The following is a 19079-nucleotide window of genomic DNA, read 5'->3' as shown; positions in this document are numbered from 1 at the left end:
AGCAAGTAAACTCGGCAAAGAACTTGCTAGGGTAATATAAAACTACGGCAAGTAACCGGCATATAAAGATTTTTTCACGACTTATGACACAAAGCGCTGATGAGTGACGGATCCTGAACCATGGTTATGAAAGCCTCCTTACAGTTAAAGCTGGGTCAGAGCCTGACCATGACGCCCCAGCTGCAACAGGCGATCCGGCTTCTCCAGCTCTCCACACTCGACCTCCAGCAGGAAATCCAGCAGGCACTGGAATCTAACCCGATGCTGGAGACTTCCGAGGACGACGATCAGACCGACGCAGCTAACGAGAACGATGAGCGCGAAGCCAACGCCAGCGAGTCAGCTGCTGAAACCGCGCCGGAACCGTCCAGCGACTGGGACGAATCGGAAAACGGCCCGGACTGGTCCTCTGAAAACGATATTCCGGACAACATTCCGGACGACCTGCCGGTAGACACTGCCTGGGACGACATCTACCAGTCCGCCCCCGCCCCGGCAGCCCGCAATGACGACGAAAACGATCACGATTTCGAGACCCGCAACTCGCCCACCGAAACGCTTCAGGATCACCTGGAATGGCAGCTCAATCTGACCCCGCTGAGTGAACGGGACCAGGCCATTGCCCATGCCCTGATGGACGCGGTCGATGAGCGGGGCTATCTCACCAGCCCGCTGGAAGAAATTCACGCCGGACTGCTGGATGAGAACGAGGAAGACCCTCTTGAACTGGATGAAGTGGAGGCCGTCCTGCACCGCCTTCAGTTCTTTGATCCGCCAGGCGTGTTTGCCCGGGACCTTCAGGAATGCCTGTTGATCCAGCTCAACCAGCTGCCGCCAGAGACGCCCTGGCTGTCCCAGGCGCGACTGGTGATCACCCATTACATCAATCTGCTGGGCAACCGGGACTATGCCCAGTTGCTGCGCCGCAGCCGCCTGAAAGAAGACCAGCTGCGGGAAGTCCTGGCATTGATCACCGGCCTGAACCCGCGGCCGGGCGACGTTATTGACCGCGCCGAACCCGACTACGTCATTCCGGATGTCATCGTTCGCAAGCACAACGGCCGCTGGCGTGTTGAACTGAATCCGGAAATTGCACCGCGCATCCGGGTCAATGCCAGCTATGCTTCACTTATAAGGCGTGCGGACAGCAGTGCAGACAACACCTACCTGCGCGATCAGTTGCAGGAAGCCAAATGGTTCATCAAGAGCCTGCAGAGCCGCAATGAGACCCTGCTGAAAGTGGCGACCCGTATTGTCGAGCACCAGCAGGGGTTCCTGGATCATGGCGAAGAAGCCATGAAGCCGTTGATCCTCTCGGACATCGCCCAGGCGGTAGAAATGCATGAATCGACGATTTCACGAGTAACCACCCAGAAATACATGCATACCCCCCGGGGCATTTTCGAGCTGAAGTATTTCTTCTCCAGCCATGTCAGCACTGACGAGGGTGGAGAATGCTCCTCCACGGCCATCCGGGCGATGATCAAGAAGCTGATAGCAGCCGAAACGCCCAAAAAGCCGTTGAGCGACAGTAAAATTGCAGCCATGCTAGGGGAACAGGGAATCAAGGTTGCGCGACGCACCGTTGCCAAGTACCGGGAGGCCATGCACATTCCGCCGTCCAACGAGCGCAAGCGGCTGGTCTGAATACCCCGGGGTGGGACGCAACACCGTATTCGCCGGCGCACAATGCGCCAGCACCCAGACCGGCTCCCGGGAGCCGGCATGATGACAACAGGAGACGCCTATGCAACTCAATATTTCAGGCCATCACGTAGAACTGACTCCCGCACTGAAGGATTATGTTTCCGAGAAGTTCGAAAAGCTCGAGCGTCACTTTGACCACATCAGCAACTGCCAGGTGACCCTGGAAGTGGAAAAGGTGCGCCAGATTGCGGAAGCCACGTTGCATGTGGTTGGTGGTGAGATTCACGCAAAGGCAGAAAACGAGGATATGTACGCAGCCATCGATGCCCTCATCGACAAGCTGGACCGTCAGATCCTCAAGCACAAGGAAAAGAATGTGGACCGGATGCACGGAAACGGCTCTCGCTAACTGGCTGTTTTCATGCAATTCATCTAATCGAGCTGCGACATGATTAACGTGTCGCAGCCTTTTTTTTAACGGAAACGCAGTCGATCCATGAGCGATACATCCCTGACCATAGACAACATTCTTGCTCCGGAGCTCACCCTCTGCAGGGTACCTGCGTCCAGCAAGAAACGGGCCCTGGAGTTTATTGCCGAGCAGATAAACCATCAGGACAACACGCTCAGCGAGACCCAGCTTTTCAACAATCTGATTTCCCGTGAGCGCCTGGGCAGCACCGGCATCGGCCAGGGAATTGCCATCCCCCACTGCCGCCTGGAAGGCCTTGATCACGTGGTGGGCGTGCTGATGACGCTTGAAGAAAGCGTTGAATTCGATGCTATCGACAATCAGCCGGTGGATCTGATTTTTGCCCTGATCGTCCCGAAGGAGGCAACCAGCGAACACCTGGAGCTGCTTAGCCAACTGGCCGAGAAGTTCAATGAGCGGTCATTCTGTGATCGCCTCCGGCAATGCGAGGACGCCAGCACGCTGTACCAGCGCATGACCGCCTCAGGCGGCTGATATTCATTGCAGTGGAGGTAATTTGGTCATGAAGCTGATTATTGTCAGTGGCAGGTCTGGTTCAGGCAAGAGTACCGCGCTTCATGTGCTGGAGGACCTCGGGTTCTATTGCATCGACAATCTTCCCATTGGCCTGCTTTTCCCCCTCACCCGGGAGGCAGCCAGCCAGACCAAGCCTGGCCGGCTGGGCAAGATGGCCGTCAGTATCGATGCCCGCAACCTTTCCGGGGAACTGGCCAATTTCGAAGAGATTTACCGGCGCCTTCAGGAAACCGGGGTTACCGTTGAAATTATCTTCCTGGATGCCGACGAGCAGTCTCTGCTTCAGCGTTTTCATGCCACCCGCAGAAAGCATCCGCTGAGTGACGACAGGACCTCCCTTCGGGAAGCCATTACCAGCGAGAAGAAGCTTCTTGAACCACTCTCCAAGCTTTCGGACCTGTATGTGAACACCACCGGTATGTCCATGTACGAACTGCGGGACATGGTGAAACAGCGGGTAGTGGGTCGAAAAGACCAGGAACTGGCCCTGTTGTTTCAATCCTTTGGCTTTAAACACGGTGTACCGCTGGATTCCGACTACGTATTCGATGTCCGCTGCCTGCCGAACCCCTACTGGGATACGAGCCTCCGGAAATACGTGGGAACGGATCAGCCGGTAATCGAATTTCTGGAAAAAGAACCGGCAAGCCGGAAAATGATTGACGATTTGAAGGCATTTCTGGACACCTGGCTGCCTTCCTTCGCAGACAGTAACCGCAGCTATATGACCATTTCCATTGGTTGCACTGGCGGCCAGCACCGGTCGGTGTATGTGTGCGAGCAGTTAGGTGAGTACTTCCGGCAACGGTACAACAATGTGCAGGTACGCCATACCGAACTGCCACACCTGCAGACCCGGGAAGAGATCTGATCAAACCATGATTCGCCGCCCGATTACCATTATCAACAAACTGGGCCTGCATGCGCGCGCCACCGCAAAGCTGGTTGCCACGGCATCCGAGTTTGACAGCAGCGTGCGAATAAGCGGCAAGGGCCGGGATGTGGACGCCAAGAACATCATGCAGGTGATGATGCTGGCAGCCAGCCAGGGAACCGATGTGGAGCTTATTGCCGACGGTCCGGACGAGGAACAGGCCATTGAGGCCCTGACCGAACTGATCAATGATTATTTCGGCGAGGGTGAGTAATTAAGATGGGGTCACATGAACTTTTCATCTGACCCCATCTTCATGACCCCATTTTCATCTGACCCCGAGTAAAATACCTACAACTCTTTCTCACCGATAGCGCCTAACTCCGCTATAATACAGGCGTTTTCTGACGCCGGGTGATTCATGACCGATATTCTGGAAAAAAGCCAGGCCCGCCAGCGGCTTCGCTCCCTGAGCGAAGCCCTGGACAGTGGCGCACTGAAGCAGGTTGCCCGCATCCTGAACGGTGGTCTGAGCCCCAGTGATATTGCCCATCTCTTGGAGTCCTCTCCGCCCCGGCAGCGTGCCCTGCTGTGGAACCTCGTCGACAAGCAGCTGGAAGGCGAAGTTCTCCAGTACCTGAGCGACGATATCCGTGGTTACTTCCTGAGCCAGCTGAACGCCCAGGAACTGGCGGATATTATCGAGGATTTCGAGTCGGACGACCTGGCCGACTTGCTGCAGCAACTGCCGGACACGGTGATCCAGGAAGTACTGGACACCATGGACGAGCAGGACCGTCAGCGGGTGGAGGAAGTGCTCTCCTACCCGGAGGACACCGCCGGCGGTCTGATGAACACGGACACCATTACGGTGCGCCCGGACATCAGCATTGACGTTGTTCTGCGCTACCTGCGCCGGCACCGGACCCTGCCACCGATGACCGACAGCCTGATCGTGGTCAGCCGGCGGGATGATTTCATTGGCATGCTGCCTATCACCAAAATGCTGGTATCCAACCCCGCCTCCACTGTGCGGGAAGTAATGGATACCGACATCGAGCCTATTCCCGTAAGCCTTTCCGACACCAAGGTAGCGACCTTGTTTGAACGCTACGACCTGATCTCGGCGCCGGTGGTGAATGAGGAAGGCCGACTGCTGGGTCGCATCACCATCGATGACGTGGTTGACGTTATTCGAGAGGATGCGGACCACTCCCTGATGAGTATGGCGGGTCTGGATGAAGACGAGGACACCTTTGCGCCGGTGTGGAAAACCACCCGTCGCCGGGCCGTCTGGCTAGGCATCAACCTGATTACGGCACTGACTGCATCTGCCGTGATCGGGCTGTTTGAAGACACCATCGCCAAAGTGGTGGCGCTTGCGGTGCTCATGCCGATTGTCGCCAGTATGGGCGGCATTGCCGGCAGTCAGACCCTGACTCTGGTGATTCGGGGCATGGCCGTCGGCCAGATCAGCGGCGCCAACGTAGGCTGGCTACTGAACCGGGAATTCCTGTCCGGGATACTGAATGGCCTGCTCTGGGCCGCCGTGGTGGCGGGTGCCGCCATGCTCTGGTTCCAGGATGTGCTGATCGGTGCCATCATCGCCGCCGCGCTGGTGATCAATCTGGTTGCCGCGGCGCTGGTGGGCACGGTACTGCCACTGTTTCTCAAATCGCGTAATATCGACCCGGCCCTGGCGGGCAGCGTGATTCTCACGACCGTTACCGACGTGGTCGGGTTTATGGCTTTTCTTGGCCTTGCGACGATTTTCTATGCCTGATCATCTGTCGGATTACGCTTCGCTAATCCGACCTACGGTTGGTGGGAATTTTTCTGCTTGATCGGGTGTCGGGTTACGCTTCGCTAACCCGACCTACGGTTGGCGGGAATTTCTATGCTTGATCGGGTGTCGGGTTACGCTGCGCTAACCCGACCTACGGTTGGCGGGAATTTTTCTGCTTGATCGGGTGTCGGGTTACGCTGCGCTAACCCGACCTACGGTTGGGTGTTCTTTTTTTGTAGGTCGGGTTAGCGCAGCGTAACCCGACAACCAGGCTGAACTTATGAAAGACGACAACGAAACACCGGAATACGACGGCCCCAGCAAATCCCAGCTGAAACGGGAAATGCACGCCCTGCAGGATCTCGGCAAACGGATGCTGGACCTGAGCAATGATCAGCTGGAAACGCTGCCGATCAGCGACACCCTTCGTGCGGCGATAGAGGAATCCCGGCGTATCCGCCAGAACGAGGCCAAACGCCGGCACCTGCAGTACATTGGCAAAGTCATCCGCCAGGAAGACGACCCAGAGGCCCTGGCGAAAGCCATTGACGCCTTTGATGCAGGTAGCGAGGAACACACCCGCAGGCACCACCTGGCAGAGCGTTGGCGGGACAGGATGATTGCCGAGGGCGACTCAGTTGTTGGCGAATTCTTCAGCTACTGCCCCAGCGCCGATATGCAGCACCTGCGCAACCTGGCCCGCAACGCCCGCAAGGATGTGGAGAAACAGAAAAACACCGGCCAGGCCCGGAAACTGTTCCGCTATCTTCGGGAATGCATCGACGACGCTGAATCAGTGTGAGTTTCAGCCCTTCAGCCGACGGTGCTCCCACACCGGCATGCGGGTTCGCAGATTGGCTACCTGATCTGAATCCAGCTCGGCGGCAACCACGCCCGGACCTTCGCCCATCTCCGTGACCACCCGGCCCCAGGGATCACAGATCAGGCTGTGGCCATAGGTCCGCCGGCGCTCGCTGTTCTGGCCACCCTGGCCCGGCGCCACTACCCACACCTGGTTTTCGATGGCTCGCCCCCGGATCAACGGATACCAGTGGGCATCGCCGGTCTGCCAGGTAAAGGCGCTCGGCAGGCAAATCCAGTCTACGTCCTGCTCTCGCAGCAGCCGGAACAGTTCCGGGAAGCGCAAGTCGTAACAGATAGCCAGGCCCAGCTTGCCGGCGGGCGTGTCCACGGTAACCACCTCCTCGCCCGGCTCAAAGGTGTCGGATTCCCGGTACTGGCCATGGGCGTCTTCTACCATGGCATCGAACAGGTGGATTTTGTCGTAGCGGGCAACTTCCCTGCCCTGGTCGTCAAACACCAGACAGGTTGCCCGGACACGATCGCCGATCTCTGAACCATCCGGTCGCTTGGCCACAGGCATTGATCCGCCAACGATCCAGATTCCCAGTTTTCGGGCCTGTTCCGCGAGGAATGATCGGATGATGGGTTCCGGGCCCGCTTCCCGGCGACCACAATCGATCATCTGGGACGTGGCCAGGACCGCGAAGTTTTCCGGCAGAACCGCAACAGACGCGCCCTGTGCGGCCGCCTCGTGCAGCAGCTTTTCCGATTCGGCCAGGTTGGCCTCGATATCATGGCCGCTGACCATCTGAATGGCTGCGACCCGGTTGGAAACACGCTTACTCATAACTGCCTCCGCTATTGCCGAACAGAAAAGTTACTCTCCGGTATCAAATACCCGCTGCAGATCCACTTCCGGGTCCTCCCATGTGCCAGTCACACTGTAGGTTGCGCTGGTCAGCTTGCTCAGAGGATCGCCCAGAATCTTGTCCAGCACAAACAGGGCGCCGCCAATTGGCGCTCCTGCCCCCATAAGCAACGCGGCCAGGGGCAAATTCTGGGTCAGGGGTAACACAACCACAAGCCGCATATCCAGCTCCTCGCTGGCCATGTTGGTGGTACCGCTGAGTTTGAAGGCTCCCGAAGGGCCCACAATCTGCAGCTCCGGGTCCATGGTCAGCAACCCGTTAATGATCTGCGCCTTGCCCGAGATCGCATCAAAGGCCACCCCTCGCTCGTACAGATCAGAGAAGTCGAGCTTCAGCCGGCGCCAGAGTGTGTCGGAGTTCAGCAGATTGAAAACCCGGAACAATTGGGCCGTGTTGTTTCGTTCAAGGATGACGCCCTCATCCAGCCTCAGGCTCACGGAGCCACTGAGCTCGGGTATGGAAAACTCATCCGGGCGGCCGGGCCAGTCCAGGTCCAGCTCGATATTGGTACCCTCGTTGGTGACCGGCATTTCAGCATTCAACAGCTCACTAAGGTCCGCCAGGGCGCCGCCGGTGATTGATCCCTTGAACCGGCTGGTTTCACGGTCGCCGACTATGCTCCAGGTTATATCTCCCAGCAATGTCAGGGAATTGAGGCGACCTTCAATATCGTTCACTTTCAGCCGGAACGGTTCGGGGCGAAGCCGGAAGCCCCATTGACCGAGGGATTCCTCATTCAACTGAAGTTCGGCGATCGACACATCAATATCCGGCCAGCTGCCCATGTCCAGGGCCCGGAAGGCTTCCAGTTGCTCTTCCAGCGTCAGTAATTCCGGCGAATCATCACGGGCTGTCTCGCTACGGACGAGCCGTAGCACCTGAAAATCGGCCTTCACAGTATCGCCGTTCTGCGGGATTAACAGCCGGCCTTCGGCGCGTTGCGAACGGGTGTTAACAACCCATCGGTCATCAAGATCGAGCGCATTGATATCGATGTCGGTCAGGACCTCGGTGCCGAGATACAGACGACCCAGGCGCAGATCGAATCCTGTTTCTTTCCACAACAGGTCGAAAGTGGCCCGGTTTTCCCAATCACCGGTGATGCCAAGGCCGCCGGAAGCGGATGGATTGATGGTCGCCCGCAAAGGCGCTGCCTCACTCGCGGTTTTTGACAGAGGTTCCGGCCAGTCCACTGCCAGGCCCTCAAGACTGGAGCGCACGCGAATGCCGGATGTGGACTGGGCCCCCACATCCAGTTCGGCGGTGTAGGCAACCTTGCCTTGCAGGCCAAAACCGGAGTCGGTGGACAGCCCTGCCCTGGCGAACACATCAGGCACCGGGAGGGAGCCGGACTGGCGAATGCTGAGTGCATTGCCGGCCCGAGCCTTGCTGAGAGCTATGGCAACCGGCTCACCGAAAAATTCCGCAGCCAGGGGACCACCGGAAAACCCGTCTTCACTGTGATAGGTCAGCTCACCACGAACCGATTGCCAGACCAGCCCTGCAGCCGGATAGGATACGGAACCCTTCTCGACGTCAATGGTCGCCTCAACCACCGGCGGCTGTTCCGAACCCAGTGGCAGATCAATACCAAGATTCAGCTGATACTCACCACCATATTGCAGCTTCTGGACCTCTGTCCCTGCCATATCACCCAACGGGCTGTTTGCCATCCAGAAATCAACCGATTCGCCGGGTACCAGAGCCGACACATCCACCCTTACCCGGGTGCCTTGATCGGAGGGAATCACGCGAACCGTTCCGGAGTCGAGGTCCAGGCCTCCGGTGCGGCCAGCTTCAAGACGGACCACGGTGTTCCCGTTGTGAACCCTGACATTGCCGCGGGCACCTGTGACTTCCGGCCATGCGCCATCATAGCGGACGGATGCCTGATCGAATTCAAAGATCATGGAAGTAACAAAAGCCCCCTTCGGCGCATCAGAGCCTATCTGGCCGTGGCCGAAGAAGGTTCCCGAACTGATATCTGCCTTGAGAATGGCCGTAGTGAGCCAATCGTATAGCCCAGGGTCGACGGCTTTGACCGGAACAAAATCCGCCAGCATTCCGGCGTTGCCGTTTTCCACTGAAACCCTCAGGCCAAGGTTATCCTCGCCCTCGCGGTCCATCCTCAGGTCAAACGCACCGTCGAGCTCTGTGGCTTCGCCATAGCGCATCCGAACGCCGTCTGAAAACACGCGGGTAATGGGGCCATCCAGATGCCAGGCCACCTGGCCGTCCAGTTGCGGAAATGACCAGGCGCTACCGAAAAGCTCCGGAAACTCCAGTGAGGCAGGCGACTCTCCGGCTGCAACGCGAACATATCCCTTTTGTCGGTCGAGAAAGATGTCTCCGTTGACCGAGGTGACGCCCGGTGCACCGCCGTGGGCCCGGACGCTGATTTCGCGCAAACGTCCGGAGAGTTCAAAGTCCTCCGGGGCTCCCTCGGGAAAGAATATCTTCAATTGATCCAGGAAGCCGCCGGGCCGGTAGTTGCGCAAAGCCCTGAGTGCCCGGTCCGGCAATATCGGGAGCCTGGCCGCCAGGCGGCGGGTGGGCGCAAGCGGCAGGGCGTCGGCAATAACGGACATACCGCCCTCAGAGGGGGCCAGGCGGAGACTGAAGGGGGAGACCACGTCGCCGTCCCAGGTCCATTGAAGCTGCTTCAGATGCCACTCCCCGAGAGCGAAGGCGCCGGACTCGACCAGCGTCTCATCCGTAATCACAGTGTCGTGGCGACGCCAGCCAAACCTTGCCTGGATGTCTTCCAGGGGCGCCAGGGATTCGTACCCGACACCCAGCTGCAAATAGGGTGTTCGAACCGTCCCGGTCACCTGTTGCAGAAGGCCATTGCGGAACGTTAGCCAGGCCTCACCGCCAAGATCGAACCCTTCCACCCGGAGCGTCCGCCACTGGTACTCGTCGATGAGTCCATCAAACAGCCGGCCGGAATCTACATCAAGGTACAGCTGACCGGTAAAGTCGCCTCGAAAAAAGTGGCGGCCTACGAGGGCAAAGCTGGCCAGCTGCTGGGTGGTTCCCGACTGCATGGCGCGGCCCGAGGCATGGAACAAGCCACGGCGGTAATCCAGGTCAAGTTGGGGAATATCCAGGTGACGAAGGCTCCCCTGGTTGTCCCGGATGCCCAGATTGACGCGGGTAATCTTCACGTAGGGGTCAGACAGCCAGTTGCCGGCAAGCTCCAGCCACTCCTGCAACTGATTGCTAACCGGTTCCGGTATTTCTGCACCTCTGACAGCGACATCGCCACCCCGCTCTTGATTGACGGTCAGCTCAAGACCGTCTGCCTGAAAATCCTCAAAGACGATTCTCAGACGGGTCAGCGAGGCGAGCGCATCAAAGCGGATATTCAGATGCTGGAGGTTGGCAACAACGACGCCGGTGTCAGGATGGCTGATCTGAATGTCGCGGGCTGTGAATGAAGGATCGAGCCAGTACCACTGGGAGGAAAGGCGTCCGATACTGACATCATGGCCCAGTCGATCTGACAGCTCCCGAGCCAGATCATCGCGAAAGCTGTCCACGTTCTGGGTCAGCTGACGACCAAGCCCGGCGTAAAGGGCCAGGAGCACCAGCAGCGCCAACAGCAGCCACCAGATCAGGCTGGCCAGCCGCGCCAATAGCCGAACGGGAGGACTCTCAGGGAGGTTCTCCGGAAGCGGCGGTTCTTGATCGGCAGAGGACATCCGGGCCCCTTAATCCAGTACCCGGCGTAGTTTCCCGGGATCAGAGCAGAACAACATCGTACTGCTCCTGGCTGTAGAACGGCTCCACCTGGAAGCGAATGGTCTTGCTGATAAAGGTTTCAAGATCGGCCACGTTGTCCGATTCTTCATCTAGCAGGCGATCCACCACACTCTGGGAGGCCATCACCAGATAGCTTTCGGCATCGTAGGCGCGATTGACCCGGAGAATTTCCCGGAAGACTTCGTAGCACACGGTTTCGGTAGTTTTCAGGAAACCGCGCCCGTCGCAGATCGGGCAGGGCTCGCAAAGTACCTGGCCAAGGCTCTCGGTGGTGCGCTTGCGGGTCATTTCCACCAGCCCCAGCTCGGACACCCCGGTGATCTTGGTCTTGGCGTGATCCCGCTCCAGCATTTTCTCAAGCATCCGGTGTACCTGGCGCTGGTGCTCTGGGTCTTCCATGTCGATAAAATCGATGATGATTATGCCGCCCAGATTTCGCAGACGGAGCTGACGGCTGATGGCCCTGGCGGCCTCCAGATTGGTCTTGAAGATGGTCTCTTCCAGGTTCCGGTGCCCCACAAACGCGCCGGTATTGATATCGATGGTGGTCATGGCCTCGGTCTGGTCGATGATCACATAACCACCGGACTTGAGCTGGACCTTTCGGCTCAGGGCTTTCTGGATTTCATCTTCCACCGAGTACAAGTCGAAGATGGGCCGCTCGCCCGGGTAGTACTCGACCTTGTCGGCAAATTCCGTAACGAACTCTTCAACAAACTCCATCACCCTCTGGTGACTCTCGCGGCTGTCGATGCGCACCTTTTCAGTCTGCGGCCGGATCAGGTCCCGGATGGTGCGAATAAACAGAGGCAGATCCTGGTACACAACGGCCGGGGCCTGAACCCGGGCAATCCGCTCATGGATCGATTGGCTCAACCGGTGCAAGTAGGCCATGTCGCCGATCAGGTCTTCAGGTGACGCCGCTTCCGCTGCCGTCCGGATGATATAACCACCCTGAACATCCTGATCTTCCGCTGCGGCCGCCTCAACGAGGGTTTTCAGGCGCGCCCGCTCCGCGTCGTCCTCAATCCGCTGCGAAATACCAACGTGGCTGACACCGGGCATGAACACCAGATACCGGGACGGGATTGAAAGCTGGGTGGTCAGACGGGCGCCCTTGGTGCCGATCGGGTCCTTGGTAACCTGGACCACCAGGGACTGCCCCTCCCGGAGTAAACTGCGGATATCGGGAACGGTTTTGGGGGTGTCGGCAGGCTCATCGCCATTGGACTGACTCGGAACCACATCGGAGGCATGGATAAATGCAGCCCGTTCCAGACCAATATCGACGAACGCCGCTTCCATGCCCGGCAAAACACGCACCACTTTGCCCTTGTAGATGTTCCCGACTATGCCTTTCCTGCTGGTGCGCTCTATGTAGGCTTCCTGCAGCATGCCATTTTCAACCAGGGCCACCCGCGTTTCCACCGGCGTGACGTTAATAAGAATCTCTTCACTCATAATGTTTGGCTCTCCAGACTGCGCGGCCAGTTTTTCCAGACCGGGTAACCGGCACCAGCCAGCAATGCGGCGGTTTCCTGCAGCGGCAGACCAACCACGGCACTGTAGCTACCCCGGAGCTCATTAACAAAAATACCACCAAGGCCCTGAATTCCATAACTTCCGGCCTTGTCCATGGGTTCGCCGCTGGCCACGTAGGCTTCGATCTCTGCGCTAGAAAGCTGCCTGAAACAAACCTCGGTAATGACCAGAACCGACTGGCATTGGCCTTCGGTGGCCAGCGCCACGGCAGTCATGACCTGGTGAGTCGCACCGGAGAGTCGGGCCAGGGTTTCCCTGGCATCGGCCGGGTCTGTCGGCTTACCCAGGATTTTGCCTTCGAGCACCACGGAGGTATCTGACCCCAGAACCAGGCATTCCGGCGAAGACCCGGCCACAGCCAGCGCCTTCTCCCGGGCTAATCGTTCCACATACTGTTCCGGAGTTTCATCGGGCTCTGGTGTTTCGTCGATGTCTGCAGGACGAACCGAGAAATTCAGGCCGATTTGCTGCAACAGCTCCGCCCGGCGCGGCGAAGCCGAGGCGAGAATGATTGATGGCATGGCTAACCCAGTTTGCGGTTAATGTTGTCCAGCAGAATACAGAATACCGGCCACACCAGCGCGCTGGTCAGGGCCGGCCAGAGATAGCTGAAACCGGCATCGTCGGCACCCAGCAGCTGCTTCACGAAATGCACCAGCATCTGATTGATACCCAGCAACAGGAACACCATCAGGCACTGCTGAGGCATCGGATACATACGCAACCGTTGATGAATGGTGAGTACCAGAAAGGCGATCAGCGCCATGGCCATGGCGTTCACACCAAGGGGTGTGGCTTCCAGCACATCGAGCAGCAGGCCCAGACACCACGCCAGCAGGATGCCAAACTGGGCCGGAGCCCTGAATGTCCAATAGAAAACGACGAGCCCCAGCCACTCCGGGCGGAATTCGAACCACCCCACCGGGAACAGGGAAATGCTGAACACCAGGGCAACAACCACTGAGAGCACGAAAACCGGATAGCTGATTACCGATAACATCAGTCCTGCCCTCCCTGGCTGTTTTCTGCGCCAACATTGACCGCAGGCTGGCCTTCATCTGTCTCGGCTTCAATCGGGGCGGCGTTCTCGGGCGGGAAAACCACCAGCACCAGACGGCTCTGGTTCAGCTGCGCCTTTGGGGTGGCTTCGATAGACACAAAGGGCTCGCCCGGCTCCTTGGAAATGCGGCTGACTTCGGCGACCGGATAGCCCCTCGGAAACCGGCCACCAAGGCCGGAACTGACCAGCAGATCGCCTTCACGGATATCGGCCGTATCCGGCACATGAACGAGATCCAGGGTATCGGTATCGCCGGTGCCGAGCAGGATTGCCCGCAAACCATTGCGCACTACCTCCACCGGCACGGCGTGGCTGCTGTCGGAGACCAGCAGCACGCGAGAGGTGATCTGACTGCTCTGCACCACCTGCCCCATCAGACCATGGGCATCAAGAATGGCCTGGCCTGGCGACAAGCCGTCACTTCGTCCCTTGTTGATAATAATCTCGTGGGAAAAAGGATCCGGGGAGACACCGACTACCTCACCCACAATGACCCGGTCATCGAGAACTTCGGAGGAGTTCATCAGGCGGCGAAGTTCGTTGTTTTCAGAAGCAAGAGCGGCGTATTTCAGGGCACGGCGTTCGAGAATCAGCAAACGGGCCCGGAGATCTTCGTTCTCTTCCTGAAGATCCTGTTTGTTTTCAAACAGTCCGGCGACCCAGTCAGTGAACTCGTAGGGTGCATTGCCCAGCCAGTACACTGGCGCCAGGCCGGTTGCGATGGTACTTCGCACGGTTGAGAGCTTGTCGAAACGCGCATCGGCAACCACCAGGGCTGCCGATACGAGTAGAACGATGAGGAGTCTGAAGCCGGGAACAGGCCCCTGGACGAAGATGGTTTTAATGGCGAGCCCTCCCCACAGGATTATCCCTCCTGGGAGAACATTCCGATGCCACCCCGATCAATCACTTCCAGCGCCTTGCCGCCACCACGGGCAACACAGGTCAGCGGGTCTTCAGCGATGATCACCGGCAGGCCGGTTTCTTCGCTGATCAGCTTGTCCAGCCCGCGCAGCAGGGCGCCGCCACCGGTCAGAACGATACCGCGCTCAGCAATATCGGACGCCAGTTCAGGCGGAGACTGCTCAAGAGCGCTTTTGACGGTCTGAACGATCTGCGCCAGGGATTCCTGCAGCGCGTCGAGAATTTCTTCGCTGTTGAGGGTGAATGCCCGGGGGACACCCTCGGCCAGGTTGCGACCACGAACATCGATCTCGCGAATCTCGAGGCCTTCGTAAGCGCAGCCGATTTCGTGCTTGATTCGCTCGGCGGTGGAGTCACCGATCAGGCTGCCGTAGTTGCGGCGCACGTAGGTAACAATGGCTTCGTCGAACTTATCGCCGCCAACCCGCACGGATTCTGCGTAAACGATGCCGTTCAGGGAGATAATGGCGATTTCGGTGGTACCACCACCGATGTCGACGATCATGGAGCCGCTGGCCTCTTCGACCGGCAGGCCGGCACCGATGGCGGCAGCCATGGGTTCTTCAATCAGGAACACTTCCCGGGCACCGGCGCCAAGGGCGGATTCGCGAATGGCCTTGCGCTCTACCTGGGTGGACTTGCTGGGAACACACACCAGCACTCTCGGGCTCGGGGTAATGAAGCTGTTCTCATGCACTTTATGGATAAAGTGCTGGAGCATTTTTTCGGTTACCACAAAATCTGCAATCACGCCGTCTTTCATGGGGCGGATGGCGGTGATGTTGCCCGGGGTACGGCCGAGCATGCGCTTGGCTTCGGCGCCAACAGCGGCAACCATTTTCTGGGAGTTGTTGGTGCGAATGGCCACTACCGAGGGCTCGTTCAGCACGATTCCGCGCTCACGCACGTAGATCAGGGTGTTGGCGGTGCCCAGGTCGATGGACAGATCGCTGGAGAAGATACCTCGGAGTCTTTTTATCAACATTCGTGTAGTTTCAACCTGAGAGTTGCAGTCGCAAAGAAAAGATGCGGCAACTTTAGCAGTGAGCACCCCTGCAGGCAAGGCGCTAACGGGCCTCACGCCTTACGGTTCACACATTTACCTTATGGGGTGGGGCCTCCCGCCATTGTTCGAATCTGTTACCATACTCGCTTTGGTTTTCTGGCCTCGGTGGAGGGCCATTCGGGGAATCCTTTTCAAAACACGCTACGAGCACATCCATGTGGGCTTGTTTCGGGCCATCCATGGCCCTCTACAATTTTGAAAAGGATTCCCCGAACGGCCCCGCAGCTCAAGAATGGCCCGCTTTTTCAAAAGATTTATTACCGACATTTCATTTATCTGGGAGGCAATGCGTGACCATTTCCCGTGAGGACATTGAGAAAGTCGCTGTGCTCGCCCGCATTCGTGTGGATGACGAGCAGGTTTCGGCTCTGGAGAAGGATCTGGGCAATATCCTGGATCTGGTGGATCAGCTGGGTGCCGCCGACACCGATTCGGTTGAGCCCATGGCCCATCCGCTGAATGCGGTGCAGCGTCTGCGCGCTGACGAGGTTACCGAGACCAATCAGCGGGAGGCGTTCCAGGCGATTGCGCCGGCTACCGAGAACGGGCTTTATCTGGTTCCCAGAGTGATTGAGTGAAAGGACAAGTCATGCATAACAAATCCGTAGCAGAGCTTTCCCGGGAGCTGGAGAGCGGCCAGGTTTCCAGCGTGGAGCTGACCCAGGAGTTCCTCGACCGCATCAAGCGGGAAGATTCGAAGTACAACAGCTTTATTACCGTGACCGAAGAGCAGGCGCTGGCTGATGCCCGGGTCGCGGACGAGCAGCGGGCGGCGGGGAATGCGACGCCCTGGACGGGGGTCCCGTTTGCGCACAAGGACATTTTCTGTACCAACGGCGTTCGTACCACTTGCGGTTCGAAGATGCTGGAGAACTTTGTTCCGCCCTACGACGCGACCGTTACGGCGAATTTCCGCCAGGCGGGGGCGGTGTGTCTGGGCAAGACCAACATGGACGAATTCGCCATGGGGTCGTCCAACGAGAACAGTTTTTTTGGCGCGGTCACCAACCCTTGGGGGTTGAGTGAGGGCAATAAGCGAGTGCCGGGCGGCTCGTCTGGCGGGTCGGCTGCGGCGGTTGCGGCTCGACTGGTCCCGGCGGCGACTGCGACAGACACCGGCGGCTCAATTCGACAGCCGGCGGCACTGTGTGGTGTTACTGGCCTGAAGCCCACTTATGGCCGGGTGTCCCGGTACGGAATGATTGCCTTTGCCTCCAGTCTGGATCAGGGCGGCACCATGGCTCGCACGGCAGAAGACAATGCGCTGATGCTGAATGTGATGGCAGGCTTTGATCCGAAGGACTCAACATCGCTTGACCGTGAAGTGCCGGATTACACGGCCACGCTGAACGAGCCGCTGAAAGGCCTGAAGATCGGTTTGCCGAAGGAGTACTTCAGCGACCAGCTCAGCCCGGCGATGGAGCAGCAGATTCGCAACGCGGTAAAGGAATACGAGAAGCTGGGCGCCACCGTCAAAGAGGTGTCACTGCCCAACGCGAAGCTGGCAATTGCGGCCTATTACGTTATTGCACCAGCAGAAGCCTCAGCCAACCTGTCACGTTTTGACGGTGTGCGCTATGGCTACCGCTGCGAGGATCCGAAGGATCTGATGGATCTTTACACCCGCTCCCGCGCGGAGGGTTTTGGTGCTGAGGTGAAGCGCCGGATTCTGGTGGGCACCTACGCTCTGTCCGCCGGCTATTTTGATGCCTATTACCTCAAGGCCCAGAAGGTCCGCCGGTTGATCCAGCAGGATTTCATCAATGCCTTCAAGGAAGTGGACGTGCTGATGAGCCCGACCACGCCGTCACCTGCCTTTATTCAGGGGGAGAAGACCAGTGACCCGGTGACCATGTACCTGGAAGACGTATTCACCATCGCCATCAATCTGGCGGGCGTTCCGGCCATGTCGGTACCGGCCGGCTTCGTGGACGGTTTGCCGGTGGGACTGCAGATCATCGGGGATTATTTCTCCGAGGCGCGTTTGCTGAACGCCGCCCATCAATTCCAGCAGGTGACCGACTGGCACCAGCGTGAACCGCAATAGGCCCGGGACAGGAGAACGAGTATGCAGTGGGACATTGTGATCGGGCTGGAAATTCACGTTCAGCTCGCCACCAAGACCAAGATTTTTTCCGGCTCCAGCACCGCTTACGGCGCCGAGCCCAACACCCAGGCCAACGCGGTTGACCTGGCCATGCCCGGCACCCTACCGGTGCCTAATGAGCAGGCGTTCCGCTATGCGGTCATGTTTGGCCTGGCAGTGAACGCCGAGATCGAGCGCCGTTCGGTATTCGAGCGGAAAAACTACTTCTACCCGGATCTGCCCAAGGGCTACCAGACCACCCAACTGGAGCGCCCGATTGTCGGCCCCGGTTTCGTGGACATTGATCTGCCGAACGGTGAGACCAAGCGCGTTCGAATCCACCACGCCCACCTGGAAGAGGATGCCGGCAAATCCCTGCATGAGGATTTCCACGGCATGACCGGCGTGGACCTGAACCGTGCCGGCACACCACTGATTGAGGTGGTCACCGAACCGGATATGAACAACGCGGAAGAAGCCGTCGCCTTCGCGAAGAAGCTGCACAGCATCGTGACGTCACTGGGCATCTGCGACGGCGATATGTCCCAGGGCTCCATGCGTTTCGACGTGAATATTTCGTTGAAACCGAAGGGGTCCGACACTCTGGGTACACGTACCGAAACCAAGAACCTGAACTCGTTCCGGTTCATGGAGCAGGCTATCGCCCACGAAGTCGAGCGCCAAATTGACGTTCTGGAAGACGGCGGCAGCATCGTGCAGGAAACCCGCCTGTACAACGGCGACCGCGACGAATCCCGCTCCATGCGCACCAAGGAAGAGGCCAACGACTACCGCTACTTCCCCTGCCCGGACCTGTTGCCAGTGGAAATTGATGATTCCTTTATTGAGGAAGCCCGCAACAGCCTTCCGGAACTGCCGGACGCCCGCAAAGCCCGCTTTATGGAGCAATACGGCCTGAACGACTACGACGCCGGCCTACTCAGCGGCGACTCGAAACTGGCCGCCTTCTTTGAAGAAGCTGCCAGCCAGGGCAAAGACGCCAAGCTGGTTGCCAACTGGATCCAGGGCGAATTCTCTGCGCGCCTGAATGCGGAAGAGAAATCGGTTGCCGATTCGCCGATCACCGGTGCTCAATTGGGTGATCTGGTGGTGCGGGTTGCTGACAATACGATTTCATCGGCCGGCGCGAAGAAGGTTTTTGAGGCGCTTTGGTCTGGTGAGAACGACAATGTCGACGCCATCATCGATACCAAGGGTCTGAAGCAGGTGTCTGACACTGGCGCTCTGGAAGCCATGGTGGATGAGGTTCTGGCCGGCATGCCGGATCAGGTGGCCCAGTACCAGAACGAGGAAGACCCGAAGAAGCGCAAGAAGATGCTCGGTGGCTTCATGGGGCCTTTGATGAAAGCCTCGAAGGGTCAGGGGAATCCGAAGCTTTTCAACGAGATTCTTGTTCGCAAGCTTGGGGGGTGACCTTTTTGGCTTGGGTCGTGGCTCTTGGCTTCGACCCTAGCCTGCTAGCTTGGAGGGCTGCCATGGTGGGTAGAGCCTCCCAAAAAACGCCCGTGAATACGTCCCTGTAGGGCTTCGTCGCGCCATCCCTGGCGCTCCAGATTTTTGGGAGGC

At 58.4% G+C, this 19079-nt stretch carries 17 protein-coding genes; 10 read left to right on the top strand and 7 right to left on the bottom strand.

Annotated elements, in window-relative coordinates:
* Window positions 1-120 precede the first annotated feature (120 nt).
* From KEHDKFFH_RS01175 to yjgA, 7 genes are all read left to right on the top strand, one after another.
* Window positions 121-1647: an RNA polymerase factor sigma-54 gene (locus KEHDKFFH_RS01175; RefSeq protein ID WP_192875724.1), complete on the top strand. Its 1527-nt coding sequence runs from the start codon at window positions 121-123 to the stop codon at window positions 1645-1647.
* A 100-nt stretch (window positions 1648-1747) separates the two neighbouring features.
* Window positions 1748-2056 carry a ribosome hibernation promoting factor gene (gene hpf, locus KEHDKFFH_RS01170; RefSeq protein WP_008170154.1) on the top strand — a complete coding sequence of 103 codons (309 nt, stop codon included), beginning with the start codon at window positions 1748-1750 and terminating at the stop codon, window positions 2054-2056.
* Window positions 2057-2143: 87 nt separating this feature from the next.
* On the top strand, window positions 2144-2614 hold the full coding sequence (gene ptsN / locus KEHDKFFH_RS01165; protein WP_088827622.1) for a PTS IIA-like nitrogen regulatory protein PtsN: 471 nt from the start codon (window positions 2144-2146) through the stop codon (window positions 2612-2614).
* A 28-nt stretch (window positions 2615-2642) separates the two neighbouring features.
* Window positions 2643-3527 carry an RNase adapter RapZ gene (gene rapZ, locus KEHDKFFH_RS01160; protein WP_104320225.1) on the top strand — a complete coding sequence of 295 codons (885 nt, stop codon included), beginning with the start codon at window positions 2643-2645 and terminating at the stop codon, window positions 3525-3527.
* Window positions 3528-3534: 7 nt separating this feature from the next.
* A complete protein-coding gene (locus tag KEHDKFFH_RS01155) occupies window positions 3535-3804 on the top strand; it encodes an HPr family phosphocarrier protein (RefSeq protein ID WP_104320224.1) in 270 nt (89 codons plus the stop codon).
* Window positions 3805-3951: 147 nt separating this feature from the next.
* Window positions 3952-5313, top strand: coding sequence for a magnesium transporter (mgtE, locus tag KEHDKFFH_RS01150; protein WP_104320223.1), 1362 nt, complete (start codon window positions 3952-3954; stop codon window positions 5311-5313).
* 283 nt (window positions 5314-5596) lie between these two features.
* Entirely contained in the window at window positions 5597-6118 is a 522-nt protein-coding gene (yjgA, locus tag KEHDKFFH_RS01145; protein ID WP_104320222.1) for a ribosome biogenesis factor YjgA, read from the top strand.
* 3 nt (window positions 6119-6121) lie between these two features.
* Here the strand turns inward: yjgA and KEHDKFFH_RS01140 are convergent, their stop codons facing one another.
* Genes KEHDKFFH_RS01140 through KEHDKFFH_RS01110 form a run of 7 tightly spaced genes read right to left on the bottom strand, consistent with a single transcriptional unit; the run spans window position 6122 to window position 15322 of the window.
* Window positions 6122-6967: a carbon-nitrogen hydrolase family protein gene (locus tag KEHDKFFH_RS01140; protein ID WP_104320221.1), complete on the bottom strand. Its 846-nt coding sequence runs from the start codon at window positions 6965-6967 to the stop codon at window positions 6122-6124.
* A 30-nt stretch (window positions 6968-6997) separates the two neighbouring features.
* Entirely contained in the window at window positions 6998-10753 is a 3756-nt protein-coding gene (locus KEHDKFFH_RS01135) for a YhdP family phospholipid transporter (protein WP_104320220.1), read from the bottom strand.
* A gap of 40 nt (window positions 10754-10793) precedes the next feature.
* A complete protein-coding gene (rng, locus tag KEHDKFFH_RS01130) occupies window positions 10794-12275 on the bottom strand; it encodes a ribonuclease G (RefSeq protein WP_104320219.1) in 1482 nt (493 codons plus the stop codon).
* Window positions 12272-12877, bottom strand: coding sequence for a Maf family protein (locus KEHDKFFH_RS01125; protein ID WP_104320218.1), 606 nt, complete (start codon window positions 12875-12877; stop codon window positions 12272-12274). The genes rng and KEHDKFFH_RS01125 overlap by 4 nt, the downstream gene beginning before the upstream one ends.
* Window positions 12878-12879: 2 nt before the next feature.
* A complete protein-coding gene (gene mreD / locus KEHDKFFH_RS01120; RefSeq protein ID WP_064228680.1) occupies window positions 12880-13356 on the bottom strand; it encodes a rod shape-determining protein MreD in 477 nt (158 codons plus the stop codon).
* Window positions 13356-14252, bottom strand: a complete 897-nt coding sequence (gene mreC, locus KEHDKFFH_RS01115; protein WP_104320217.1) for a rod shape-determining protein MreC — start codon at window positions 14250-14252, stop codon at window positions 13356-13358. The genes mreD and mreC overlap by 1 nt, the downstream gene beginning before the upstream one ends.
* 29 nt (window positions 14253-14281) lie before the next feature.
* Window positions 14282-15322, bottom strand: a complete 1041-nt coding sequence (locus KEHDKFFH_RS01110) for a rod shape-determining protein (RefSeq protein ID WP_008170134.1) — start codon at window positions 15320-15322, stop codon at window positions 14282-14284.
* Between the two features lie 374 nt (window positions 15323-15696).
* On the opposite strand from KEHDKFFH_RS01110, the gene gatC reads away from it, so the two are divergent.
* Genes gatC through gatB form a run of 3 tightly spaced genes read left to right on the top strand, consistent with a single transcriptional unit; the run spans window position 15697 to window position 18926 of the window.
* The gene (gene gatC / locus KEHDKFFH_RS01105; protein WP_008170132.1) at window positions 15697-15984 is read left to right on the top strand and encodes an Asp-tRNA(Asn)/Glu-tRNA(Gln) amidotransferase subunit GatC; all 288 of its coding nucleotides are present in this window, start codon (window positions 15697-15699) and stop codon (window positions 15982-15984) included.
* An 11-nt stretch (window positions 15985-15995) separates the two neighbouring features.
* Window positions 15996-17453 carry an Asp-tRNA(Asn)/Glu-tRNA(Gln) amidotransferase subunit GatA gene (gene gatA / locus KEHDKFFH_RS01100; RefSeq protein WP_104320216.1) on the top strand — a complete coding sequence of 486 codons (1458 nt, stop codon included), beginning with the start codon at window positions 15996-15998 and terminating at the stop codon, window positions 17451-17453.
* Window positions 17454-17474: 21 nt separating this feature from the next.
* Complete coding sequence (gatB, locus tag KEHDKFFH_RS01095) at window positions 17475-18926, top strand: Asp-tRNA(Asn)/Glu-tRNA(Gln) amidotransferase subunit GatB (RefSeq protein ID WP_104320215.1); 1452 nt, start codon at window positions 17475-17477, stop codon at window positions 18924-18926.
* The last annotated feature ends 153 nt before the right edge of the window (window positions 18927-19079 follow it).

The sequence above is a fragment of the Marinobacter maroccanus genome, assembly GCF_002933275.1.
In the GTDB taxonomy this organism is placed as follows: Bacteria; Pseudomonadota; Gammaproteobacteria; order Pseudomonadales; family Oleiphilaceae; genus Marinobacter; species Marinobacter maroccanus.
This window is presented reverse-complemented; position numbering and strand designations above follow the sequence as displayed.